The following is a 24,908-nucleotide window of genomic DNA, read 5'->3' as shown; positions in this document are numbered from 1 at the left end:
GTAAAAATAACATTGTTCGCATTTGTATTACCTGTACCTGTAAAGGAAACGGTGTACGTTAGTGTATCACCAATATCTGCAAAATTTTTATCTACTGCTTTTGTCATTGTTACAGTAGCGTTATTCACTTGAGTGGATACGATATTTGTCGTATCAGTCCCGCTTACTGCTGGTTGATTTGGTACAGGAGTGTATTGATATGTTGTTGTTCCACTATTTAATATTGGGTTTGTTTGCGGGATAGAAGGAACGAGTACTTGGAATGAAATAGTAGTAGTGGAATTTGCGGCAATTGATCCAATTGTTATACCATTAGCGGGATTTGCGCCAGCTTGAGTAACTCCGTTCACAGTTACACTCCCTGGAATGAAAGTAGTCCCGCTAGGAATCGGGTCCGTATATATCACATTTGTTGCAGCGATATTTCCTATATTAGCTAAGGCAATACTGTAAGTTAATGTTTCACCAATATCGGTAAAAAGTTTGTTAACTGATTTTGTTCCATTAATATCTGCGAGGTTAATTTGTGTTCCAGCAGAGTTACTTGTTGCAAGACCATTAAAAGTTGTTCCTCCGGCGATTGGTGTATATTGAAATGTAATATTAGCAGTGTTAGAGATAGGATTTTGACTTGGAAGAGAAACGACAGTAGCTTGGAAAGTTACTATACGAGAAGCACCATTATTAATTGTTCCAAGAGATATACCAGCCGCAGGATTTGCATTTGTTTGTGGTACGTTATCTACTGTTACAGTGCCGGGTATAAAAGAAGTACCATTAGGGAGACTATCTATAAAAATAGCGTTATTGGCAGGAAGAAGCCCGGTGTTAGGGATAGTAACTGTATAAGTGAGAATATCTCCAATTGCAGCAACACTTTTATTTACGCTTTTCGTTGCTTGTATATTTGGGGAGTTTATATTAATTTGTAAGCCGACTGTATTTAACATATATGCATCTCCGTTAGTAGTTAAACGGATTGCAGCGGATACTTGTGAGTTTGTTAAATAAGGAGAAATATCAATAGAAGTGATATCCCAGCCCTGTCTTCCTGCGGAAATGTTTGTACCTGTAGAAGCACTTTGATTTCGCGTTCCAAATGTCCCAGTTGTATCTAAGTTTCCTGCAGCATTATTAACTTGAGAACCGAAGAAATTATTTATGGCATTATTTGGTCCAGATAAAGCATTTAATGAACTGAAATTTGGTCCAAATAAAGCTTGATCCCCGGTTAAATCTGCATCTCCTTCGGTAGAACTTAAAAATAATCTCCCGCTTACTGGTCCTCCTGAAGGTGTTAAAAATCCAGAAACAGATACATCGGCACTACCAGTTTCTGCAGAAACACGGTTACCCGCTACATAAATGGTTAAGTTTCTTGCTGGCAATGTCCCGTTTTGATAAGCGACGATAAGCGTCCATCCAGCCGAATTAATTGTTCCATTAGAAGCATCTATAGGATCTACAAGTCCAGGAACCGCTCCTGTAGTATAGGAACCAGCACCTCCCGCTTGAATAAGAGTTGTTACGTCTGCTGAACGAGTGTAAAAGCCAAATGTAATAGAGTTTGAAACGAAAGTTTGATTTGAAGCCGTAACAGCTGAAGGAGTAATCGAGTATGTTGAAACAGGTGTTGTAAAAGAAACTGGGTTTCCTAATACACTCGTAATGTTTTGATCACGAGATAAATAGTTTCCACCCCAAACGAGTTCTGCGTAAAGAATAGTACTACCAGCAGGGATATTTAAAATAGCGGTAGAACTATTTTGTGTATAGTTTAATGTTGTACCAGCAGGAAAAGTAGTTACTTGTAAAGCAGTATTCGTAGTTGCGAATGCACCAATTGCCCCGATTGTACCAGCACGGTTTTGATTGCTGATTTTACTTAAGCCTAAAGTATTACCTGTAATAGCGAGTGCGCCGTTAGTGGTGGTAGAAAATCGATTCGTAATGGGCATGTTGTCACCTCATTTACAATATAGTCTTGGTCAAAATAACATATGTGTGTGACAAATAAAGGGAAACATGTACAAGTTGATTTCGTAATAATGATTTAAATGTCTAGATAAGGGGATGGAGTATGATTGAATTGGAAATTAGAGTGGAGCGTCTTCGGAAAGAACAAATAAGCGACATTGTAGCGCTATCTTCTTATATTGGTTGGGATTATAACAGAGAAGAAATTGAGACTATTTTTAACGCAGGGATTGTATACGGTGTTTGGAATGAGAAAGAGGAACTAATTGCTAGCGCAGCAATAATATTATATGGGGAGAAATTAGCATCTATCGGAATGGTGATTGTACATCCAGATTATAAGGGGAGAGGGATTGGAAAGATAATAACGGAAGCGTGCGTTAAAAGCGTATCAGCTCATACTCCAATTATGCTTATTGCTACGGATGAGGGGAAACCTTTATATGAAAAGTTAGGATTTAGGGCAGTAAGTTATGTTTCTAAATACATATGTAACTCATACAATGCGAAACATTATTGTGTAAGAAATGAAGATTATGTGATGAATTATGAAGAGGGTGATTTAGAAAAAATAATAAAAATAGATGAATATGCGTTTGGAACAAATAGAAAAGAGTTTTTAAAGAAAAGAATTATGCAAAGTGAACAGTGTATCGTTGTAAAGGACAAGGAACAAAATGTATTAGGTTACGGTTTAAGCATACAAACACCAGAAAATAAGATAATAGGGCCGGTTGTTGCTAAAAATGATGAGATGGCAATGAGAATTGTACATGATTTAGCAAAAGGGCATAATGGTAAATTAAGAATTGATGTACTAGAAGGAAAGAAAGATTTCATGAAAGTATTAGAGATTGCTGGTTTTAAAAAGGTGAATACACCACCAATTATGATGAAAAATAGCGGTCAATTATTAAAAAGGAATAATGAGTTATATAGCATTGCAGCACAAATTTTTGGGTGAAAAAGAATCCTTCTGAATGAAGGATTCTTTTTCGCTAATCACGATATTGATCATGAGTCGGCTGAAAGAGGTCTTCCTCGATATCTCTCACCATAGAAAAATGATCAACGTTATAATGACCGTGTAAAGTTTTATTGTGATGACCAATAATTTGCTCTGCAGACAATACGTTAGAATCAGTTGTTGAATGCCCGTTTTTAATTAATGTAACGTCAAATCCTTGTACAGTTGCTGTCCTAACGGCAGTGTCAATGCAATGTTCTGTTTTACATCCGCCTATAACAATATGATTAATGTTTTCTTCTTTTAAAAGTTCAAGTAAAGAAGTGCCGTAGAATGAATTGGTTGCTGCTTTATTAATAAAGATTGCAGACTGGGGTACTTGAATTTGATTATGTACTTCAAATCCTTCGCCACTACCAGAAGCAACATCGATATCTCTTACGAAAACAATAAGAGCATTTGAATCTATTGCTTTCTGCAGGGCTATATTTAGTGTAGATAATAGCTCGGTTTTACGAAAAACTTCATTTTCTTGCTCATTTCCATCAATTAATTCTTGCTGAGCGTCAATAATTAATAGTGCTTGTTTCATCGTGTCTCCCCTTTAATATGAAATAAGTTCCACTGTACATATTCCTTCAGATTGTTAGAAAATCCTCCATTGTAAGAGAAGTAGAAGATTGATTTACAAAGTTGTCAAAGAAATTTCATTCTCATAGCGTGTAAAAACATGTATGATAGGAGATGGAGAATTTTTGAGTAGGTGGGAATAACATGCAAACAGTAGAAGATTATCTTTCATTCTTACATACGAAAGGATTTAAATTATCAGAGGAAGCACAAGGGTTTATTATGTTTGGACAAGGATATACTGGTGCGTCTGATGGGATTGTGAACGCAGCAATAGAAGCCACAATTAAACATCAATTGCAGTTTGATGGTAGTTATTTCGTTGCGTTATTAGAACGATTGAAAGAGGAAGAAATTACAGATAAAAAAAGCGCTAAGGCTTTTATGCGGAAGTTACAAGCGTAACTTCACGCAGCCTGCGCTTCTTTTTTTGTTTTGGAAGGTAATTCAACAAAAATCATGCCTAGAAAAATACATAGACATCCGATAATAGCAGAAATAGAAAGTTGTTCATTTGCAACGAGAACGCTTGTTAATGCAGCAAAAACGGGCTCCATTGCGAAAATAATTGCTACTCTCGTTGGAGAAGTGTGTTTTTGTGCCGATGTTTGAATGAAAAAAGCAATAGATGTTGCAAACAGGGCAGTTAGAAAGAGTGCGAATAAAAAGGATTGATTCGTCCATAGTGATACTGAAAATAACTTTTCCCAATCTTCAAACAAGAAAGCGCAAATAGAAGAAAATATACCAACAGCTAATACTTGAGATGTGCTTAATAATAAAGGTGATATTTTTTTAGAAAAGAAGCCGTTAATAAGAATATGGGCAGCGAAAGCGACTGCACAACCAAGAACAAGTATATCTCCTATATTTAATTGGAAAGAATCAGCAGCTGTTAATAAGTACAAACCTGTTGTAGCTACAGCAATACCAAGTACGATGAAAATGGTGGCTTTTTGTTTTAAGAAGATAAATGATAAGATTGGGACCATAACAATGCTTAGCCCAGTTAAGAAACCTGCTTTTGAAGAAGTTGTATAAAGTAAGCCAAATGTTTGTAATAAATAGCCGACAAATAAGAAGAACCCAACCATTAATCCAGCTAAACTACTATGTTTTAATTCTTGTTTTGAAGTTTTCTGTGAGGAAATAATTTGAACGAATAATAAAATAATTCCAGCGAATAAAAAGCGAATACCATTAAACGTAAATGGACCAACGAAAGACATAGCGTTTTGAACGACAACAAACGTAGCTCCCCAAATAAAAGAGACAAATAATAAAGCAAGAGGAGCAATCCACTCTTTTTTCACACTCATACCCCCGTTAATTTTGTAAGATAGCTTTTCTAGCTAATTCATCAGCTACTTTATTTTGACTACTTGGAATCCACTTAATAAAAAAGAGATCGAAGTTTTTTATGTACTGCAGTGCTTCATCTAAAAGAGGTGCAAATATTTTATTTTTTGCGTATTCCTTTTCAACAGCCCGCTCAACAAGCTGCGAATCTGTACGAAAAGAGACAGTGCTATAATTATGCTCGATGCAATATTTTAATGCTAAAAGTAAAGCGCGGTATTCTGCTTCATGATTGGACATTGTTCCAAGTGGTACTGATAATTGTACAGGTGGCTGAACGCCTTTAATAAACACTCCTGCACCAGAAGGACCAGGATTTCCTTTTGATGCACCATCAATATATACTTCAATCAAAATGAGAAACCTCCAAATTATAAGATGATCCCCTACTTAAATATTTTTTTGAAGTAGGGGATAGAGTAGTTATCCGATTGTGATGCTGTAACGACATGTAAATGTTTCATTCGCTTGTAAAGATTGAATTCCCTTTTTGTTCTTGAAATCTTTTGCTGGATTTACTTCATCAGCGATGCCATACCAAGGTTCAATACATAAGAAAGGTGCGTTATCCCCTGGTGTCCATACGCCAACAAATGGGAATCCATCAAATTCTACTTTTACAAATTTATTATGTTTATGAGAACGAATCGAAATTTCATTCGTATTCATATGTTCAAAAATAAGTGCATCATTTTTGAATAAATCATATGTAAGTGGCAATTCAGTCGTATTTTCAGCGATTAATTGCTTTTTGTTTGAAAGATAAGGTCCTTCTAATACGCTTGTTTCTAAGCGTTCCGAACCATTAAACGATAAGTGATAATCTGTAAATGATTCACCGTCCAATAAAGGGAAGTTGAATCCAGGATGTGCTCCGATTGAGAAGAACATCTCTTTTGAAGTAGGATTGTTTACTTCATATGTTATATGAACGCTTTGTCCATTTAGCTCATAAGAAACGAGTAATTCGAATTCGTATGGGTATTTTTTTAATGTTTCTTCATTACTAGTAACGGTATAAGTGATTTTTGTTTCGCTTTGTTCTTTCACAGAGAAAGTAAGATCACGGGCGAAACCGTGTTGTGTTAATGAATATGGTTTACCGTCTACGTAGTATGTATTATCTACTAATCGACCGACAATTGGGAACAAAATTGGTGCACGGCGTCCCCAATAAGTAGAATCACCTTGCCATAAATATTCTGTGTTGTCTTCTTTTAAGCGAACGCTCTGTAATTCTGCACCTTTGTCAGAAATGGAAACGATCACTTTTTCATTTTGAATTGTTGCTGTCATGAAGTGAAACCTCCTAAATCTTTCATATGTTTCATTATACGTTGTCTAAAAGGAAAAAGGTAGTTTATGATAGGAATCTATTGACGAAAGAGGGGCTACCACGTAAAATATAATCTTGTTGCTTAAAAAACGAATAACGTGGTTCGAAACCATCCCACGTAAAAAAACTAAGGAGATTTTGTCATGAATATTAGAACTTTAGTCGGTAATGGTATTTTAGCGGCATTATATATTGCTGTTTCTATGCTTATTCAGCCATTTGGCTTTACGAATGTACAATTTCGTATTTCAGAGATGTTTAATCATCTCGTTGTATTTAACAAGAAAGCAATTTACGGAATTGTATTAGGTGTATTTTTAACGAATCTCTTTTTCTCACCTATGATCGCTTACGATTTAGTATTTGGAGTAGGGCAATCTATTCTTGCGTTAGTTGCAACGATTATTTCTATGCGATTTATTAAAGGTGTTTGGGCTCGTATGATTTTTAATACAGTTATCTTTACAATTACAATGTTTATGATTGCAATTGAACTTCATCTTGCATTGGGTTTACCATTTATGTTGTCTTGGTTAACTTGTGCAATTGGTGAATTTGTTGTCATGGCGATCGGTATGCCTGTAATGTACTGGATTAATAAGCGAGTACAATTTGAAAGATTTATGTAATAGATGAAAGAGCTATTCCTATAGGGATAGCTCTTTTTGTATGTAATCATATTGAATATAATGCTGTGACTCTAGATAAAATATAATAAAATAAAGTGAGGCTTCAATTAGCCGGATATATATAAGAAGTCTTACATAAGGGGAATGTAGTATGAAATATAAAATTCATTGGTTGTATAAAACGAAGCGTGGATTGCAGACGGAATTAACAACAGAGTATATGAACATAGAAGAAGTACTTCAATTTGCAGAGGATTTTGAGAAAACAGGAAGAGCTAAGGAACTTTTATTTTACGATGAAATGGACGCAGAATGGTCATTAAAAGAGATGAAAAAGTTAAGTAAGCAAGTAGAGGAAGAGCCCCAAGAAATACTCGTTTATTTTGATGGGGGGTATGATGTGCAAACGAAAGAAGCTGGCGTTGGTATATGTGTGTATTATAAAAAAGGAAATACAAACTACCGCATTCGCCGCAATGCATATATAGAAGGTATATATGATAATAATGAAGCGGAATATGCATCATTATTATACGGTATGAATATACTCGAGGAACTAGGGATTAAGTATGAAGCAGTTACACTTCGCGGAGACTCACAAGTGGTACTGCAGCAATTAGCCGGAGAATGGCCTTGTTATGATGAACATTTAAATCATTATTTAGACCAAATTGAGCAAAAGGCGAAGCAAATGAAATTAAAACTTATATGTGAGCCGATATCTAGAAAACAAAATAAAGAAGCACATCAATTAGCTACGCAAGCATTAGAAGGAACAAGTATTGATAGTCATAAAGAAATAACCGAATAGAGAGGTGCAAAGGTGGATAAAAAGCAACTCATTACAGAGGTAAATGACTTATTAGAAACGTATTGTGAAGGATGTTTTTTGCGAGAACATAATCGAAAGACAAATAGTAAGTATTACGCTCATTCATTTTGTATAAGGCAATGTACAGTGGGAGAAACATTGAAAAAGTATGGGGAACAGTTGTCATGAAAAAACATCCAGAGAAAATTCTCTGGATGTTTTTTAGTGTCTTGCTTCGTTTAGTTGATGCTCACATTTATTTAATTTTTTTTCCTCATTCATTAAAAATGGCTCATCTAAATCAGTTGCAACAGATTTCATAATTTCAAGCTGAGAGCGAGCTGCTTCTACAGCAGTAGTAGCATGTTCTAATGTATCTGGATCCATTGAAATTGTTGCTGATCCTACCATTTTTTGTGCTGTTTCTACACGGAATTTCACTTCTTCAAAATCATTTACTTCTGATCCCATTAATAATTCCTCCTTTGTATAGTGCGCATTTCACATAGTTTTTGCTCTGTAAAACGGAAATATACAAAGGAATAACAAAGGAGGTTACCAAGTAAGGTAACCTCCTGTTATATGTTGGATTAAAGTTTTACTACGTTAGCAGCTTGAGGTCCGCGGTTACCTTCAGTAATGTCGAAAGATACTTCTTGACCTTCTTCTAAAGCTTTGTAGCCGTCGCCTTGAATAGCAGAGAAATGTACGAATACATCGTCAGCGCCTTCCATTTCGATAAATCCAAAACCTTTTTCGTTGTTAAACCATTTTACTTTTCCTTGCATGTTACAATTCCTCCTAAAAGCGTTTACTATTTTCATTTAGTGAAATTCATTTTAAAAAAATAATATAAACTAAAAATGCTATATTCTTGAATATTCTGCTAAATGATTAATTTAAATATACACGAATTGGGAGAATTTAGTCAAGTAAGCGATTTTATTTTTTTGTATTTTTAAATAATTTTTCAGTCAAATTTTTAAATAGGTATAGGACAGGCTGAGTATATAATATTCTTAATTGAATGCTATACATAATGAGGTGAAAGAATGAATAAGTCTTACTTATTAGATAATGAAGGAATGAGAACGAGAACCGACATACCGGATTGGGTTGCAAAAGAATTTGAGATTTTTTCAAATGTTGTGTTAGAACCAACTTTTCCATGTTATTTCGGTTTAACAGCTTTGAAAAAGAATGAACTTCGTTATTCATTTCTTTCTCATAATGATTGGAGTCATTTACCACATACAATGTTATCTTTTTTAGAGTTAATGAAAGAGAGGCCGATTGTAAGAAGGGGCTTTTTCCTTTTTGTAGAACCGGAATGTGAAGAACAGCCACTCGAATATTACCGTGATTCCTTTTGGAAAGTGTTACAGTATTTACATGAAAACGATAATCAAGCATGGCCAAAGCAAATTCCTGAAGATCCAGACCATTATTTATGGGAATTTTCATTTGGTGGTGAGCCAATATTCGCATTTGGAAATGCGCCAGCTTATAAACAACGAAAAACTAGACATTTAGGGAATTCTCTCGTTATTGGGTTTCAGCCACGCACTATTTTTGATGGATTAGAGGGAGATCGTCCTAAAGGAGCATATTCAAGACAAATGGTTCGTGAGCGAGTTGAAAAGTGGGATCAATTGCCGAAACATCCTAACATTAGTCATTATGGTGACCCAGAGCATCGTGAATGGAAACAATATTTCATAGGAGACGATGTAGAGCCAATAAAAGGGAAATGTCCTTTTCTTCATAGGATAGAAAAGTAAGAGCCATCACCTAGATGGCTCTTTTGTATATTTTGGATAAAAAAGGGTATTTTATTATGAAAGCTAGTCTATTTTTTCAAATTACATCATTAACTAGTAGTAAAGAGAGTAGAAAGGATAGAGCGATGTTTGGAGCAATTATACAGCAAATCGTATTAGGTATATCATTAGCTGCGCCAGTAGGGCCGATTAATATTGAAATGTTAAAACGAGGAATTGAACGTGGGTTTTGGCACGCTTGGGTTGTTGGAATTGGTGGAATGACTGCAGATGTTTTATTTATGCTTCTCATTTATTTCGGTTTATCTTCTGTGTTTATGTATACATATGTACAAGCCTTCATGTATTGCACGGGTTTTTTCTTGTTATTTTATTTAGGATTTCAAAGTGTAAAACAAGGAATTTTCGACTCGAATATGGAATATAAAAAAGAAGAGGTAGGTGGCCTTAAGCAATCGTTTATGGCAGGATTTTTAATTGCGATATCCAATCCATTAAATCTTGTTTTTTGGTTTGGTATATACGGAAGTACACTTAGCTCATTACTTACGAAGGTAACGAAACAAGAAGCTTTTTTGTACAGTCTTTGCATTATTGTTGGTATTATTTTATGGAATTTAAATATTGCTTTTTCTGTACATTTTGGAAGAACTTTATTAAAACCAAAAGCGCTTGGCTACATAACAGCCGGAGCAGGTATTATTTTAGTAGGTTACTCTATACATTTTGCATACAAAGCTTTACAGTTGTTCACATAAGATTGAAGGGGAGATTTTTATGTATCGAACCACTATTGACGGAAAAGAAATTATAATTACGTTAGCGCCAAAAATCCGAAAAGAAATTACTGATAGAAATCCACTATATGAAGCGGTATTTCATAATGCTGCAAGATTGTTACAAACAAAGCAACCGACGTTTGCAGTAAATCATGAAATATTTGGGCTCATTATTGGAGAAGTGCAAAGAGGAGAAGTAACAGTGTTTGCAGTGGAACATATTATTCCGAAGCAAAATATATTTGGACCAAACAATTTTTTCTCGACAATAGAACAGCAGGCAAATTTGTAAAGTGAATAGAATAAGAATAGAAAAGAAATAGTCGTAACGATATGTTGCGGCTGTTTTTTGGGAAAAGGGGGAAACAAGATGAAGAAAGTGGGGAAAGAGTTCTTTTTACAACATGATATCGTTATTATGTATAGCATTCTATTTGTTTTCATTATTATTTTAAAAATGCAATTTTTTACGTGGTTTGGCATGTTAGCATGTATGTTTGGGATTGTTTTCTATACACTTAATGAATATATGACACATCGTTTTTTATTCCATATAAAGCCACCTAAAAACACATTTCTATTAAAAGTGTTAAGAAGATTGCATTATGATCACCACGTATATCCAGATGATTTAAAACTTTTGTTTTTACCTGTATGGTTTAGTATACCTAGTTTTACTATATATTTACTTATAGCATATGGTATTACAAAAAGTGTTACTATTACACTTTCATTTGGAATCGGAATGATTATTATGCTGCTCGTTTACGAATGGAAACATTATATTGCTCATAGACCGATTCGTCCCGTCACTAAGTTTGGAAGATGGCTAAAAAAACAACATATATTACACCATTATAAAAATGAAAAGTTTTGGTTTGGTGTTTCAAATCCAGTATTCGATTTTATATTTGGAACACTGAAAGACGGAAAAGATGTTGAGCTAAGCGAAACGGCTCGTAATTTAGAAAAGGAAAAAAAGACAAAAGTAGTGCGTTAAGCACTGCTTTTGTCTTAATGAGGATAAATAAGTAAAGTGTCACTTTATTTTGAAAAAGTATATTAAAAATTTAGGGGAAATTGCCGAAAAATGTCTATCAAAAAATCTTTGCATGAATGCATGGATTGTCTAAAATGAATATAAGTTTCTGAATATTTATAAAATTTAGTCTTTAGGTATGCAAGGGGGAAGTGTATTTCAAGTAAGAGAGGGGATCGGTTAATGAAACGAGACGATACGTCAGCACGTAAGTTGCAAAATGAGGTGAATTATACAGAGGTCGTTCAGTCGGAAGAATTTCAATTGTTATTAAATACGAAAAAGAAGTTTATCATTCCAATGAGTATTTTCTTTTTTAGTTTTTTTATCGCATTACCTATTCTAACATCGTATTCAAAGGTGCTTAATACACCTGCATTTGGAGACGTTACATGGGCGTGGGTATTTGCTTTTTCCCAATTTATCATGACATGGGCACTATGTATGATTTATAGCAAAAAAGCAGAATCATTTGATGAAATCTCCCGAAAAATTCTGCAAGATATGCAAAAAGGGAGGGGCTGAACTTGAATACTACTGCATTTGCACTATTTTTAATTATTGTTCTTGGTACGCTCGTCATAACCTATTTTGCATCGAAAAAAACGAAAAATGCGAGTGAATTTTATACGGCTGGAGGGGGATTAACTGGTTGGCAAAATGGTCTGGCCATTGCTGGAGATTACATGTCTGCTGCTTCATTTCTCGGTATAGCTGGAGCAATCGCATTAACTGGGTTTGATGGATTCTTTTATAGTATCGGTTTTTTAGTTGCTTATCTAGTTGTACTATATCTTGTTGCAGAACCGCTTAGAAATTTAGGAAAGTACACTTTGGCGGATATGATTGCAGCACGCTTTGATGCGAAAAAAGTTCGCGGAGTTGCAGCTCTTAATACGATGACGATTTCTATCTTTTATATGATTGCACAATTAGTTGGCGCGGGTGCACTTATTAAATTATTATTAGGGATTGAATATACGACATCTGTATTAATCGTTGGAACACTTATGACGGTGTATGTTATTTTTGGAGGTATGACAGCAACGAGCTGGGTACAAATCGTAAAGGCTGTATTACTTATGGCTGGTACGTTTATTATTTCTGTTATCGTTTTCGCAAAATTCAACTTCAGCGTGACTGAAATGTTCGCTCAAATGAAAACAGCTACACCTTTAAAAGATTCATTTTTAAATCCAGGTGTAAAGTATAAGGATGGTCTTGATACACTTTCTTTAAATTTAGGACTAGTACTTGGTACAGCTGGATTACCACATATACTTGTCCGCTTTTTTACAGTACGTGATGCAAAAACTGCACGTCAATCTGTCGTATATGCGACGTGGTTAATTGGTGCATTTTATATTATGACGATTTTCTTAGGATTTGGTGCGGCAGCGTTTGTAGGAAATGAAGCGATTATTAAAGCAAACCCAGCTGGTAATATGGCGGCACCTTTATTAGCCAAAGCGTTAGGTGGAGACTTCTTATTTGCTTTCGTATCAGCAATTGCTTTTGCAACGATTTTGGCTGTAGTGGCAGGTCTTGTATTAACAGCAGCATCAGCATTCGCTCATGATTTTTATAATGAAATCATTCGTAAAGGAAAATCAACGGAAAAAGAGCAAGTATCCATGGCTCGTTATGCATCTATTGGAGTAGCGATACTATCTATCATACTTGCATTATTTGCCCAAACATTAAACGTAGCATTTTTAGTATCATTAGCATTTGCAGTTGCAGCGAGTGCAAATCTACCAGTAATTTTATTTACAATATATTGGAAGCGTTTTAATACAACGGGTGCTATTTCGGGTATGATTGTAGGTCTCGTATCAGCAATTGTTCTCGTAGCGTTGAGTCCGAATGTTTGGAACCCTGTAGCTGAAAAAGCTATTTTTGTTGGGGAAGCGTTATTCCCATATACGACACCAGGAATTATTTCAATTCCACTCGGATTTCTTGCAGCATATTTAGGAACGGTTTTATCTAGTAAGAAAGAAGATGAAGCGAAATTTGATGAAATTCTAGTGAAATCTAATACTGGTCATGGCATTAGCGATGCGTCTTCACATTAAATAAAAGAGGAGCTTTTCGATAGATAAGAAAAGCTCTTTTTTCTTTTGTCATTTTCTTGTAAATATTACTGATTTGTAAGTAGGATTTGTCTTAATTTTGTGGAATGAAAATAGCAGGGAGAAATTTAAGTCATCATGGCACCAGCGCAGCTTTTGTGAAAAATAAGTTGTTATGGAAGGTGGAAGTAATGATGAAAACGAAGCAAACTGATGAATTATTAGCAAAAGATGAGCAATATGTTTGGCACGGAATGCGTCCCTTTAGTCCAAATAGTACAATGGTAGGGGCAAAAGCTGAAGGGTGCTGGGTTGAAGATATACAAGGAAAAAGATATTTAGATGGTATGAGTGGCCTTTGGTGTGTCAATAGTGGATATGGAAGAAAAGAGCTCGCAGAAGCGGCTTATAAGCAATTACAAACATTATCATACTTTCCAATGTCACAATCCCATGAGCCAGCTATAAAGCTTGCTGAAAAGTTAAATGAGTGGCTTGGGGGAGAGTATGTTATTTTCTTCTCAAATAGTGGTTCAGAAGCGAACGAAACAGCTTTTAAAATAGCAAGGCAATACTATGCTCAAAAAGGTGAACCACATCGTTATAAATTTATGTCACGTTACCGTGGGTATCACGGGAATACAATGGCGACAATGGCAGCGACGGGACAAGCGCAGCGTAGATATCAGTATGAGCCGTTTGCTTCAGGTTTTTTACACGTAACACCACCGGATTGTTACCGTATGTCTGAAATTGAAGGGCAGCATATTTATGATGTAGAATGTGTGAAAGAAGTCGATCGTGTTATGACGTGGGAATTAAGTGAAACAATTGCCGCTTTTATTATGGAACCAATTATTACAGGCGGGGGCATATTAATGCCACCACAAGACTATATGAAAGCTGTTCATGAGACGTGTCAAAAACACGGTGCCTTGCTTATTAGTGATGAAGTAATTTGCGGTTTCGGTCGTACAGGAAAAGCATTTGGGTTTATGAATTATGATGTGAAGCCAGATATTATTACAATGGCAAAGGGCATTACGAGCGCATATTTACCATTATCTGCAACAGCTGTGAAAAAAGAAATATATGAGGCTTTTAAAGGTAAAGGAGAATATGAATTCTTCCGCCATATTAATACATTTGGTGGAAATCCAGCAGCTTGTGCATTAGCACTTAAAAACTTAGAGATTATGGAAAATGAAAATTTAATCGAGCGATCTGCGCAAATGGGTTCCCTTTTATTAGAGCAACTAAAAGATGAAATTGGGGAACATCCGCTTGTTGGGAATATTAGAGGAAAAGGTCTATTAGTTGGAATTGAATTAGTAAATGATAAAGAGACGAAAGAGCCAATTGATAACGACAAAATTGCAAGTGTTGTAAATGCTTGTAAAGAAAAGGGCTTAATTATAGGACGAAACGGTATGACAACAGCAGGATATAATAACGTTTTAACATTAGCGCCGCCTCTTGTTATTTCAAGTGAAGAGATTGCTTTCGTTGTTGGAACGTTGAAGACAGCGATGGAGCGTATTTAATAAATAGAGAGAGGAGCGAGCTGTAATATAAGGCTCGCTCTTGTTTAGTAGGAGGGGACTTTTAATGGAGAAATATGATCCTAACAAACATTATCACATCGGATATTATGAAGACGGATATGGTTTAGAAGTGACGGCGTACAAAAGAATAAATGAACCAGTTTGGGATGCTTATATTCCGCACTATGAGGCAGACGATTTTTATAAGAAAGTGGAGGGAATGAAGCTAGGTAAATATATAGATGATTATGGCATTATGGTGTATTCATTTGGGAATGATATTGATGATGATGAAGCACGAATTATTTTTGAAAAATGGTTAAAAAAGAACGGGATTGTTTAAAGATAAAACAAAAAGGAGATTGCTATCTTATAAAATAGCAATCTCCTTTTATTATAGTAAATTTATTTACTTGCTTTCATTGCTTTATCTTTTGCACCAAAAGTGTATTTTAACATTGGTGGTGTAATCATTGTAGTTAAAATAACGACAATAACGATTGCTGTAAAGTAATCTTGTGCCAATAGACCTGAAGAAAGTCCTGTTCCTGCGATGATAAGTGCAACTTCACCACGAGAAACCATTCCAGCACCGATAATTGCAGAAGACTTAGCGGCAAATCCAGTCATTCGTGCACCGAATCCACAGCCGATTAATTTCGTTAATACAGCGATAACAGTTAATGCTAAGATGAACCAAATTTGATTGCCGATACCGTCAAATGTAATATTCATACCGATACTAACGAAGAATACTGGAACGAACATAGCGTAAGCAATTGGTTCTACTTTCTTTTCTACTTCATGTTTGTAGTTTGTTTGAGAAATTGCAATACCAGCAGCGAAAGCACCGATAATACCAGCAATTCCTAATAATTCGCCGAAATATGCGAATGAGAAACAGATGATAAGGGCCGCGCTCACGATAGACTCAGATACGCGCAGTGGTGATAACCAGCGCATAATCGCAGGAACACCTTTCCATCCGATTAAAATAATAGAAGCGAAGAATACTACTTTCTTCAAGATAACCATTGTTAAGTTAACATCATCAGTACCTAAGAAGCTCATTGCAAATGCTAATAAAATAACAACAAGAATGTCATCAAATACAGCTGCGCCTAGCATAGTTGTACTTTCACGTGTTTTCATCTTTCCTAAATCGCGAAGTGTTTGAACGGAAATACTAACACTTGTCGCACATAGAAGTAATCCTAAGAATACAGCGTTTCCTTGTTCCATTCCCATAACAAGGCCGGAAACGTAACCACCTACGAATGGAAGAATGATACCTCCGAGTGCAACTGCTAAAGAAGAATTACGATTTGCGTTTAATTCTTCTAAGTCTGTTTCAAGTCCAGCCATAAACATTAAGAGAATAACCCCGACATTACTTAATTGAGTTAGAAGCTCTGAATTTTCAATCCAACCTAATACAGCTGGACCGATAACGATACCGACAATTAATTTACCTAGTACAGAAGGTTGACCTAATCTAACACTAAGATCACCAGCAAGCTTTGTACTTAATAAAATAAGTGCAATTTGAAAGAAAAATTCGAATTCCATCTGATCCTCTCCTCGTCATTTTTAATTTTATCATACGATTTCTCGGAATTTGCCTAATGAAAATATGTAAAACCCATTAAACAAAAGGGTCTGATTACAAGTTCTTTTGAACTCGTAATTTGAACCTGTAATTAATATATAATAGATTTTATAAAAAATCAATGAAAAAATGGGAGCTTTTTGAGGAAGAAGCTGTCTTATTGGGATATAGGTGTAAGAGTAGTGTGTGAATTTTATATGTATAAAATAGTATGAAGTCCTTTTCCATTACAAATAATAAATTCTACATACTATTTCACGAACTATAACTGTGAAAGGGAGGATTTATAATTTGAAGGCATTAAAAAATAACTTGTCTATTGTTGCTTTAGGTGGAGTAAATGAAATAGGAAAAAATATGTATGCTATCCAATATGAAAATGATATTGTCGTCATTGATTGTGGATCTAAATTTCCAGATGAAAGTTTATTAGGGATTGATTTAATAATTCCAGACGTCACATATTTGCAAGAAAATAAAGAAAAAATTCGCGGTTTAATAGTAACGCACGGGCATGAGGACCATATTGGCGGAATACCATATTTTTTAAAACAACTAAATGTACCAATCTATGCAACAAAGTTAACGTTAGGTTTAATTGAAATTAAATTAAAGGAACACAATCTTCAAAATGATACGGAATTAATCGTTATTCATTCAGAATCAGAAATTGATTGTGGTTCTATTAAGGCAACTTTTTTTAAAACGAACCACAGTATTCCGGATTGTCTCGGTATTGTTTTTCATACACCAGAAGGTACTGTAGTACATACAGGTGATTTTAAATTTGATTTAACACCAGTAAATAATCAACATCCTGATATTCATAAAATGGCTAAAATAGGAAGTGAAGGTGTACTAGCTTTATTATCTGAAAGCACAAATGCAGAACGTCCAGGTTTTACTCCATCAGAAAGGTCAGTAGGAGAACGGATAGAGGAAATATTTATGAAAGCAAATAGAAAAGTAATTATTTCTACGTTTGCTTCTAATGTGAATCGTGTTCAGCAAATAGTTGAAGCATGTATAAAAACAAATCGAAAACTAGCTTTGCTAGGGAGAAGTATGGTAAATGTAGTAGAGGTTGCTCTAGAGAAAGGTTATTTACATATTCCAGAAGGTATGTTGATTGAAGCAAATGAGGTAAATCGTTTAGATCCAAAGCAGGTTGCAATACTTTGTACAGGAAGTCAAGGAGAACCAATGGCAGCTTTAGCGCGTTTAGCTAGTGGAAACTATAGACAAGTGGATATTTTACCAGAAGATACGGTTATTTTAGCCGCAACCCCTATCCCAGGAAATGAACGTAACGTTTCTCGAATTATCGATAATTTATTTGCATTAGGAGCAAAGGTGATTTACGGATCAGGTAGTTCTACTGGAGTGCATGTATCCGGTCATGCATATCAAGAAGAGTTGAAGTTAATGCTTACATTAATGAAGCCAAAATATTTTATTCCAATTCATGGAGAGTTTAGAATGCTACACCACCATAGTTTGTTAGCAGAATCAATTGGTATTGAAAAGGAAAATATCTTTATTGTACGTAATGGAGATGTTGTAGATATAAGTAATGAAGTGGCAATTCAATCTAGAAGGATACAGGCAGGAAATATATATGTAGATGGATTAGGAATTGGAGATGTTGGAAATGCATTATTACGTGATCGTAAACAACTTTCAGAAGATGGAATGCTCGTTATAGTTATTACTTTTAATAAAGTGGATGGAGAAATAATTTCAGGTCCAGATATTATTTCTCGTGGATTTGTCTATGTCCGTGATTCAGAAGAATTTCTAAGAGAATTAAATAAATTAGCTGTTATTACGATTAATAATTTAAAGAAAGAGAATGTGAATAGCTGGGGTATTTTGAAAAGGGAGGTAAGAGAAGCATTAGGGAAGTATATATATACAAATACAAAACGAAAGCCGATGATTCTTCCTATAATAATAGAGGTTTAATAGTAAAAAAGAATTCTCGTATGGGAATTCTTTTTTGTTTTGAAGAGAAAATGAACATATAATGAAATAAATAGAAATGGAAGGAAATAAAAGATGTTATTAAATAAACGTTTTACAATTGGAGAAATGGCGAAAATGCATAATATCGCAGAATCTACATTAAGGTATTATGATGAAAAAGGAATTTTTCATCCGTCCATTGTGGATCCTCAAACGAATTATCGTTATTATACAATCGATCAATTTTCACTGTTAGATACGATTAAATTTTTACGCCAGTTAAATATTCCGTTAAAGGAAATTAAGAAATATATTGATGAAAGAAATCCAGCATACGCACTCAATTTACTGGAAAAACAACAAGAGATGATGCTGAAGAAACAAAGAGAAATTGAGTATGCTTTGGCGAAAATGGAGCATAGAATTCATTTAATTAAGAAAGCAACAAAAGCAAAAGCTGAACAAATGGTAATTAAAGAGATTCCGCAGCGAAAAATTACAGCAATTGCGGTTGCTCCAAATACGACGGATGATATGTTTGAGTACTACATTCATTCGTTACAAAAAAATATGAGGCAAATGGATGATAGTTTATTTTCTGGAGATATTGGTGTAACTGTTGCGAAAAAAGGATTAATGCAAAATGAGTTTCAAGCATATAGCAGTGTATTTATTCTTTTGGATTATATGCCGTATGAAGTGCATACTTCAGATGAAATTAAAGAAGGTTTATATGCTTGCTCTTATCATCATGGACCGTATGAAGAAACAGATGCAACGTACAAGGAGTTACTTACATACATTGATAAAGCAGGTTACGAAGTACATGGAGATTCGATTGAGATTGGATTGATTGATTGGTCTGTAACAGAAAATCCAGAGGAGCAAGTAACAGAAATTCAAATTCCTGTAGTAAAAAAATAAGATGAACACCTTTGAATGGATTACAAATTTACATTCATTAATATAAGTCAGTTACCTGTTTTTTTAATTCTCTCTTGACCTTCAAGTTACTTGAAGGTTTAAACTAAGAAAAGAGAGTTGAAAAAAAGGAGCATATTAGAGTATGGAAGCAACAGAAAAATTAAGAGAAAAACCGATAAAAAGCTTATTTATTTCTTATTTAATACCAGCCGTTCTTGGAATGGTATTAATGTCAGTGAATATTGTAATTGACGCGGTCATGATTAGTAGAGGAGTTGGGGCGAACGGTTTAGCAGGAGTGAACGTGGCTATTCCAGCATTTTCGATTTTCTTCTCTATTTCATTATGGATCGGAATGGGCGGGGCAACGTTATACTCCATTGCATTAGGTGAAAATAAACGAGAGAGAGCAAGGTCTATTTTTACTCAATCCATGACGGTAGCAGTTGTTATCGTAGGTGTTTTAGCGGCTATTTGCTTATGGAGAATAGAAGATTTAGCATACTTATTTGGTGCAAATGAAGTGATTCTACCATATGCGTTAGACTATTTACACGTATTATTAACATTTGGAATGATATACGTTTTAGAAAATATTTTAAGTACATTCATACGAAATGATGGAAATCCTAATTTAGCAATGGCTGGTCTTGTTGTAACAGCTGTATTAAATATAGTGTTTGACTATATCTTTATTTTTATCTTTGGATGGGGCGTAACAGGTGCTGCTTCAGCGACTATTCTTTCGGCAGCGATTGGTTTCCTTGTATTATTAACTCATTTCTTTAGAAAAAGTAGTATTTTAAAGTGGACGAAATTCCATTTTGAATGGGATACTGTCAAACAAATTATGGTGATTGGTTTCCCAAGTTTTACAGCAGAAAGTACGGTTGCAATCGTAACGATTGGTTTTAATATCGCATTCGTCCAATATGCAGGAGAAGTAGGAGTAGCTTCCTATGCGATGGTGAATAGTATTCATGCAATGACATTACTATTATTCTTTGGTGTTGGAGCAGCATTACAGCCAATTGCTAGTTTCCATTATGGGGCAAATTTATCAGAGAGACTTCGTGAAGGATTGAAGTTTGCTGTGAAAATTGCAGTTGTCCTCGGAGGCATTGCGATAATTGTCGGATTATTCTTCGGGAAATATATCATTGGTTTATTTGATGTTCAATCTCCAGAATTATTGGAGTTAACCTTAACAGGTATTAGCTTATTCTTTATCCAATACGTATTTTTAGGTTATAACATTGTGTATGGAGAGTATTTCCAATCAGTGCGACAAACGAAGAAATCAGTACTTATTATAATGAGCCGAGGATTACTATTTATTATTCCATTGTTATGGATTATGCCGAAATTATTTGGGATAAACGGAATTTGGCTCGTTATGCCAGTTGCAGAAGTAATGACAGCGATTATCGTATTTACGATGAATCGTATGAAACATCCTGTTCCATTAAATATGGCAGGAGAGAAAGAAGCGATATGATGAAAAAAATCCCCTTAAGCAATTAAGGGGATTTTTTTATTCCTTTAAACTAATCGCAAAAGATCCATCCGTTTCTTGAACAGAAGCAAAGGCAACGTTTTTAATATTTGTAATTCCTTTTTCCTTTAATTCTTTATATAACCATTTTTCATCTTTATGTATTAACTTTAAGTTATCATATTGAATTTGTGAATCGACGATAAGTGCAATTGGTAATCCAGCATACTTAACTTCTATGTTTAAATCTTTTGGAGTTAATGGTACAAGTTCTCTTTTTGGTAAAATACTAATAGCGCCGTTCGCTTCTAAAATAGCGTATTCAATTTCATGAACACTTGGATATCCTGCAACGCGAAGATTAGAAAGCAGTTCTGCAATGGGGTATCTACTTTTTTGTAAGTTCTCAAAAATAATATCACCATGTTTAATTAAAATGATAGGGTGTCCGAGAATAAAACGATTTAGTTTGTTGAATAGGCTTAATTTTGTAAGGAGTAAATGTAAACATGTGATAATAACCATACCGAGAAATGCTTGCAAAGCACCAGAGACTGGTATGGCCTGAAAAGCTAAATAAGATAAAAAGATAATAGCACCAAAATCATGAGGAGTTAGTTGTGCTAAAGCTGATTTACCGAGCATCTTAAGTGATAGTAAAAATAAAATAAAAAAGAACGATACGTTACATAAAAAGAGAAGCAATAGAGACACTCCTTCGTGCAAAGTTGTACTTACTGTTCCCGAAAGAAATATAAATATTACTTTCTAGAGGATAAATTAGGTTGAATTGGAATTTGTCTGTATACAAACAAATAAATGGATATTATCATGAAAGAAGCAAAGAACATAGGAGTATATGGATATGAAAAAGAAAAAAATAATTAAGTATATGATAGGAATTATAATGGTTTGCGCCGTTTATGTGGGATTTTTACAATATAACATTTATAAGCATGGGCAAATGAATGCGACCTATGAAGCTGATTATATAATTGTATTGGGCTCGAAAGTAAACGGAACGAAACCATCGTACTCATTGCAATATCGTATTGATAAAGCAGCTGAGTATTTGAAATCACATGAGAAAGCAATCGCTATTGTATCTGGAGGGAAAGGAAAAGGGGAAGATATTTCAGAAGCATTAGCAATGAAAAATGAATTAATGAAATTAAAAATTGCAGAAGACCGCATTATAATGGAAGATAAGTCAACGAGTACTGATGAAAATATTAAATTCTCAAAACCTTTAATTCCGGACAATATGAAAAAAGGAATGATCGTAACAAACGATTTCCACATGTTTAGAGCGAAAAAAATAGCGGCAAAACAAGGTTTACAATTAGAAGGTCTTCCGGCAAAAACACCGAAACCAATCATCATTCCATCGAATGTACGAGAATATTTAGCAATCACACAGTACTGGTTTATGAATCGAATATAGAGAAAAAAATCCCGTCTGAAAGTCCAGGTGGGATTTTTTGAGGGAAATCTTACAAACATGTCATCTTAATGAAAGGTAAAGCGATAGTTTCTAGAATGGATTCCTGACATAATGAAGATAACAAAAACTATTTAGAGGTGAGTCGGATGAAAGGAAATAATATACTATCTTCACTATGTTACTTTAGTATCTTTTTTGCACCATTTTTACTACCAATTATCGTGTACTTCGTTGCGGAAGATGAAGTGAAATACCACGCGAAAAAAGCATTTTGGTCACATATTTTCCCGTACGCAATTTTATTCGGAGGATTAGCGATATCAGGAATATTCGGTTTAGGATTCAATCAATCTGACGGTGCTGGAATTGGAATGATGATCACATATGCAGTGTTCATTCTTGTAGGAATTTACTACTTCATTTGGAATATCGTAAAAGGTATTAAAGTTTTGAAAACGGCGTAATAAGATAAGAAATAATATGATGTAAATCTGTCGGTATAATTTCATTTACCGTATTAATAAACGTTTTAAAAAGAGCAATTCAAAAAGAATTGCTCTTTTTGTGCTTATAAGTTGTGAATATTGAAAAAGATATGTTAATTTTTCATTAGGAAGAGAAAAAGGAGTGATTTTCATGAATGAGATGATACATAAAATGGAGCAACACGTTTCAGTTCGTAAATATAAAGAAGAACCTATTCCGAAAGATGTAGTAGAAAGAATGGTGCAAGCTGCGCAGCATGCTGCGTCCTCGCATTTTGTACAGGCTTATTCTGTTATATATGTAACAGATCAAGACCTAAAGATTAAACTAGCAGAGCTATCCGGAAATCGTCACGTGAAAGACTGTGCAGCATTCTTTGTTTGTTGTGCAGATTTAAAACGACTTGAAATGGCATGTGAAAAACATGGTACCGAGATAAAGCATGAAGGAGTAGAAGATTTTATCGTTGCGACAGTAGATGCTTCACTTTTTGCGCAAAACTTAGCGCTAGCAGCAGAATCGTTAGGATACGGTATTTGTTACATTGGTGGTATTCGTAATAACCCAAGAGAAGTGAGTGAATTGCTTCATTTACCAGATAAAGTATATCCTGTATTCGGAATGACAGTCGGTGTACCAGATGAAGATCATGGAGTGAAACCACGTTTACCAGTAACAGCTATCCTTCATGAAAATGGATATGATGAAAAGAAATATGATGAATTATTAAACGAATACGACGAAACGATGAGCGCGTATTATAAAGAAAGATCATCAAATCAAAAAAACGTAACATGGACGGAATCAATGAGTTCATTTATGTCTAAAGAAAAAAGAATGCATATGAAAGAGTTCTTAAGTGAAAAAGGATTAAATAAGAAGTGAGTAAAGAGGCAAACCTGTGATATAGGTTTGTCTTTTTGGGAAGGAGAAATACCTAAGGCCAGAAAGTTGTTTATTCTTTCTGAACTTAGGTATTTTGTTTGTTATCATATACATAGAAATAAAAATTAATAATTTTTTACAAAAGTGATAGAAAATGAGAATGAAATGCCAATAGTAAGTAAAAGCAGCATAATAGCCGCTTTTTATCGTTTTATTTAGTATTTGATTTGAAATGTTTATCTTATGAAAGAAAGATTATTGCTAATTGTAAACTGTCAATAAAGTTATTTAAGGTTTGATATGGAATACCCTGCCGGAAAATACAGCAATAATTTTGTTTGAACATATCTGTTATGGCACAATCTAAAGCATCTTCTATAACAAGTTCAAACTTTCAATAAGAAGATAACCCCCTGTACAACTTAAAAGAATGTACGTAAATATTTTAAAAATCCGTTGATTAAGCCATTTAAAAATAATTTGACCTATAAACAAACCTAAAAATACAATTGGAATGGCATAAAAACTTGATTCCCAAATGGTTTTGTTTGTGCCAGTAAAGAGTATTTGAGTTACTAGGCTAATGAAATATATAAACAAATAAAAAGCTAATGTAGTTGCTCTTGACTTCTCTTTTTCAGTATCAGTCCCTGTAAAATAAAGTAACAGGGGTGGACCGGGCATACCGATACTTGTCGTTAAAAAACCAGATAATCCACCAACTATGAAATCTCTAGATTGTGTTGATCTAACCTTAACGTTGCATATTAGCAACAATGTTAATAGTAAGAGTAGGATGCTAACTGCTAATTTAAAAGTGTTTATGTTAACGGAAATGAAAATTAAAATGCCAAAAGGAACACCAACTATACTTCCAAAAATAAACCTTTTCAGTAGAACAAAATCAACGTCCATTCTTATTTTCCAAATGAGTGAAATGGAAATAATTAAAGATAAAATAATGTTTATTTGTATAGCTTCTTGTGGTAGAAATAACATAAGTAAGAAAGGGGTTGCCATTATGGAAAAGCCAAAACCTGTACTTGCTTGCAGAATAGAAGCCACTAATATAATACATACGAAAATGAATGTGATACTCAAAACAGCCCTCCTATTTAATCAAGTTTAACTAGTTAAAGTCTATTATTTAAGTGCAATATTTCACAAACTCAT

29 protein-coding genes and 1 riboswitch are annotated in these 24,908 nt (G+C 34.5%); of the genes, 19 read left to right on the top strand and 10 right to left on the bottom strand.

The annotated features are described in order from the left end of the window. The coding region (locus BLT20_RS14680; protein WP_141769998.1) for a beta strand repeat-containing protein at positions 1-1,958 on the bottom strand (1,958 nt) is incomplete at its 3' end. 122 nt (positions 1,959-2,080) lie between these two features. Here BLT20_RS14680 and BLT20_RS14675 point away from each other — a divergent pair. Beyond that, a complete protein-coding gene (locus BLT20_RS14675; RefSeq protein ID WP_000571023.1) occupies positions 2,081-2,941 on the top strand; it encodes a GNAT family N-acetyltransferase in 861 nt (286 codons plus the stop codon). 34 nt (positions 2,942-2,975) lie between these two features. Here BLT20_RS14675 and BLT20_RS14670 read toward each other — a convergent pair whose 3' ends face one another. Beyond that, a complete protein-coding gene (locus BLT20_RS14670) occupies positions 2,976-3,536 on the bottom strand; it encodes a cysteine hydrolase family protein (protein ID WP_000806320.1) in 561 nt (186 codons plus the stop codon). Between the two features lie 182 nt (positions 3,537-3,718). On the opposite strand from BLT20_RS14670, the gene BLT20_RS14665 reads away from it, so the two are divergent. Further along, on the top strand, positions 3,719-3,979 hold the full coding sequence (locus BLT20_RS14665; RefSeq protein ID WP_001195212.1) for a DUF6123 family protein: 261 nt from the start codon (positions 3,719-3,721) through the stop codon (positions 3,977-3,979). 2 nt (positions 3,980-3,981) lie between these two features. On the opposite strand, the gene BLT20_RS14660 is transcribed toward BLT20_RS14665, so the two are convergent. The 3 genes from BLT20_RS14660 to BLT20_RS14650 form a co-directional block, all read right to left on the bottom strand. After that, positions 3,982-4,887 carry a DMT family transporter gene (locus BLT20_RS14660; RefSeq protein WP_000712614.1) on the bottom strand — a complete coding sequence of 302 codons (906 nt, stop codon included), beginning with the start codon at positions 4,885-4,887 and terminating at the stop codon, positions 3,982-3,984. 13 nt (positions 4,888-4,900) lie between these two features. Further along, the gene (locus BLT20_RS14655; protein ID WP_000573880.1) at positions 4,901-5,287 is read right to left on the bottom strand and encodes a reverse transcriptase-like protein; all 387 of its coding nucleotides are present in this window, start codon (positions 5,285-5,287) and stop codon (positions 4,901-4,903) included. A 69-nt stretch (positions 5,288-5,356) separates the two neighbouring features. Further along, positions 5,357-6,229, bottom strand: a complete 873-nt coding sequence (locus tag BLT20_RS14650; RefSeq protein ID WP_000127420.1) for an aldose 1-epimerase family protein — start codon at positions 6,227-6,229, stop codon at positions 5,357-5,359. Positions 6,230-6,361: 132 nt separating this feature from the next. Next, positions 6,362-6,406: riboswitch (PreQ1 riboswitch) on the top strand. 6 nt (positions 6,407-6,412) lie between these two features. On the opposite strand from BLT20_RS14650, the gene BLT20_RS14645 reads away from it, so the two are divergent. The 3 genes from BLT20_RS14645 (at position 6,413) to BLT20_RS14635 (ending at position 7,898) form a co-directional block, all read left to right on the top strand. Then, positions 6,413-6,898 carry a QueT transporter family protein gene (locus BLT20_RS14645; protein WP_001026474.1) on the top strand — a complete coding sequence of 162 codons (486 nt, stop codon included), beginning with the start codon at positions 6,413-6,415 and terminating at the stop codon, positions 6,896-6,898. Positions 6,899-7,049: 151 nt separating this feature from the next. Further along, on the top strand, positions 7,050-7,709 hold the full coding sequence (locus tag BLT20_RS14640; RefSeq protein WP_000875547.1) for a ribonuclease H family protein: 660 nt from the start codon (positions 7,050-7,052) through the stop codon (positions 7,707-7,709). Between the two features lie 12 nt (positions 7,710-7,721). Then, positions 7,722-7,898: a zinc-finger domain-containing protein gene (locus BLT20_RS14635; protein WP_000358801.1), complete on the top strand. Its 177-nt coding sequence runs from the start codon at positions 7,722-7,724 to the stop codon at positions 7,896-7,898. 33 nt (positions 7,899-7,931) lie between these two features. On the opposite strand, the gene BLT20_RS14630 is transcribed toward BLT20_RS14635, so the two are convergent. Together BLT20_RS14630 and cspB are read right to left on the bottom strand one after the other, a co-directional pair. Continuing rightward, on the bottom strand, positions 7,932-8,180 hold the full coding sequence (locus BLT20_RS14630) for a DUF2564 family protein (RefSeq protein WP_000534392.1): 249 nt from the start codon (positions 8,178-8,180) through the stop codon (positions 7,932-7,934). 119 nt (positions 8,181-8,299) lie between these two features. Then, entirely contained in the window at positions 8,300-8,497 is a 198-nt protein-coding gene (gene cspB / locus BLT20_RS14625; RefSeq protein WP_001161731.1) for a cold shock-like protein CspB, read from the bottom strand. A gap of 264 nt (positions 8,498-8,761) precedes the next feature. Here cspB and BLT20_RS14620 point away from each other — a divergent pair, with 264 nt between their 5' ends. The 8 genes from BLT20_RS14620 to BLT20_RS14585 all read left to right on the top strand — a co-directional run bounded on the left by BLT20_RS14620 (position 8,762) and on the right by BLT20_RS14585 (position 15,270). After that, complete coding sequence (locus tag BLT20_RS14620; protein WP_001043767.1) at positions 8,762-9,490, top strand: YqcI/YcgG family protein; 729 nt, start codon at positions 8,762-8,764, stop codon at positions 9,488-9,490. Positions 9,491-9,504: 14 nt separating this feature from the next. Further along, positions 9,505-10,248 carry a LysE family transporter gene (locus BLT20_RS14615; protein WP_001196841.1) on the top strand — a complete coding sequence of 248 codons (744 nt, stop codon included), beginning with the start codon at positions 9,505-9,507 and terminating at the stop codon, positions 10,246-10,248. A 19-nt stretch (positions 10,249-10,267) separates the two neighbouring features. Continuing rightward, positions 10,268-10,561, top strand: coding sequence for a hypothetical protein (locus tag BLT20_RS14610; RefSeq protein WP_000286361.1), 294 nt, complete (start codon positions 10,268-10,270; stop codon positions 10,559-10,561). Between the two features lie 78 nt (positions 10,562-10,639). After that, the gene (locus BLT20_RS14605; RefSeq protein WP_000755402.1) at positions 10,640-11,269 is read left to right on the top strand and encodes a sterol desaturase family protein; all 630 of its coding nucleotides are present in this window, start codon (positions 10,640-10,642) and stop codon (positions 11,267-11,269) included. A gap of 222 nt (positions 11,270-11,491) precedes the next feature. Continuing rightward, positions 11,492-11,833, top strand: coding sequence for a DUF485 domain-containing protein (locus BLT20_RS14600; RefSeq protein WP_000817366.1), 342 nt, complete (start codon positions 11,492-11,494; stop codon positions 11,831-11,833). Between the two features lie 2 nt (positions 11,834-11,835). Continuing rightward, a complete protein-coding gene (locus BLT20_RS14595; RefSeq protein WP_001098234.1) occupies positions 11,836-13,386 on the top strand; it encodes a solute symporter family protein in 1,551 nt (516 codons plus the stop codon). A gap of 191 nt (positions 13,387-13,577) precedes the next feature. Then, positions 13,578-14,927, top strand: a complete 1,350-nt coding sequence (locus BLT20_RS14590; protein ID WP_000850977.1) for an aspartate aminotransferase family protein — start codon at positions 13,578-13,580, stop codon at positions 14,925-14,927. A gap of 64 nt (positions 14,928-14,991) precedes the next feature. After that, complete coding sequence (locus BLT20_RS14585; RefSeq protein WP_000417072.1) at positions 14,992-15,270, top strand: DUF3986 family protein; 279 nt, start codon at positions 14,992-14,994, stop codon at positions 15,268-15,270. A 62-nt stretch (positions 15,271-15,332) separates the two neighbouring features. Here the strand turns inward: BLT20_RS14585 and BLT20_RS14580 are convergent, their stop codons facing one another. Beyond that, on the bottom strand, positions 15,333-16,496 hold the full coding sequence (locus BLT20_RS14580; RefSeq protein ID WP_073340059.1) for a cation:proton antiporter: 1,164 nt from the start codon (positions 16,494-16,496) through the stop codon (positions 15,333-15,335). A 331-nt stretch (positions 16,497-16,827) separates the two neighbouring features. On the opposite strand from BLT20_RS14580, the gene BLT20_RS14575 reads away from it, so the two are divergent. The 3 genes from BLT20_RS14575 (at position 16,828) to BLT20_RS14565 (ending at position 20,923) form a co-directional block, all read left to right on the top strand. Next, positions 16,828-18,501 carry a ribonuclease J gene (locus BLT20_RS14575; RefSeq protein ID WP_073340057.1) on the top strand — a complete coding sequence of 558 codons (1,674 nt, stop codon included), beginning with the start codon at positions 16,828-16,830 and terminating at the stop codon, positions 18,499-18,501. A 93-nt stretch (positions 18,502-18,594) separates the two neighbouring features. Next, positions 18,595-19,425 (top strand): MerR family transcriptional regulator, encoded by an 831-nt coding sequence (locus BLT20_RS14570; protein WP_000925934.1) that lies wholly within the window; start codon positions 18,595-18,597, stop codon positions 19,423-19,425. 142 nt (positions 19,426-19,567) lie between these two features. Continuing rightward, a complete protein-coding gene (locus BLT20_RS14565) occupies positions 19,568-20,923 on the top strand; it encodes an MATE family efflux transporter (protein WP_000388399.1) in 1,356 nt (451 codons plus the stop codon). A gap of 36 nt (positions 20,924-20,959) precedes the next feature. Here BLT20_RS14565 and BLT20_RS14560 read toward each other — a convergent pair whose 3' ends face one another. Further along, positions 20,960-21,625, bottom strand: a complete 666-nt coding sequence (locus BLT20_RS14560; RefSeq protein WP_000923928.1) for a DUF421 domain-containing protein — start codon at positions 21,623-21,625, stop codon at positions 20,960-20,962. Between the two features lie 160 nt (positions 21,626-21,785). Here BLT20_RS14560 and BLT20_RS14555 point away from each other — a divergent pair, with 160 nt between their 5' ends. From BLT20_RS14555 to nfsA, 3 genes are all read left to right on the top strand, one after another. Continuing rightward, a complete protein-coding gene (locus BLT20_RS14555; RefSeq protein WP_000727397.1) occupies positions 21,786-22,364 on the top strand; it encodes a YdcF family protein in 579 nt (192 codons plus the stop codon). 146 nt (positions 22,365-22,510) lie between these two features. Then, on the top strand, positions 22,511-22,828 hold the full coding sequence (locus BLT20_RS14550) for a magnetosome magnetite crystal formation protein family (protein ID WP_000678038.1): 318 nt from the start codon (positions 22,511-22,513) through the stop codon (positions 22,826-22,828). Between the two features lie 172 nt (positions 22,829-23,000). Next, complete coding sequence (gene nfsA, locus BLT20_RS14545) at positions 23,001-23,735, top strand: oxygen-insensitive NADPH nitroreductase (protein WP_001004527.1); 735 nt, start codon at positions 23,001-23,003, stop codon at positions 23,733-23,735. A 375-nt stretch (positions 23,736-24,110) separates the two neighbouring features. On the opposite strand, the gene BLT20_RS14540 is transcribed toward nfsA, so the two are convergent. Beyond that, positions 24,111-24,836, bottom strand: a complete 726-nt coding sequence (locus BLT20_RS14540; protein ID WP_000028732.1) for a sulfite exporter TauE/SafE family protein — start codon at positions 24,834-24,836, stop codon at positions 24,111-24,113. Between the last annotated feature and the right edge of the window lie 72 nt (positions 24,837-24,908).

The sequence above is a fragment of the Bacillus sp. cl96 genome, assembly GCF_900100505.1.
GTDB lineage: Bacteria > Bacillota > Bacilli > Bacillales > Bacillaceae_G > Bacillus_A > Bacillus_A cereus.
This window is presented reverse-complemented; position numbering and strand designations above follow the sequence as displayed.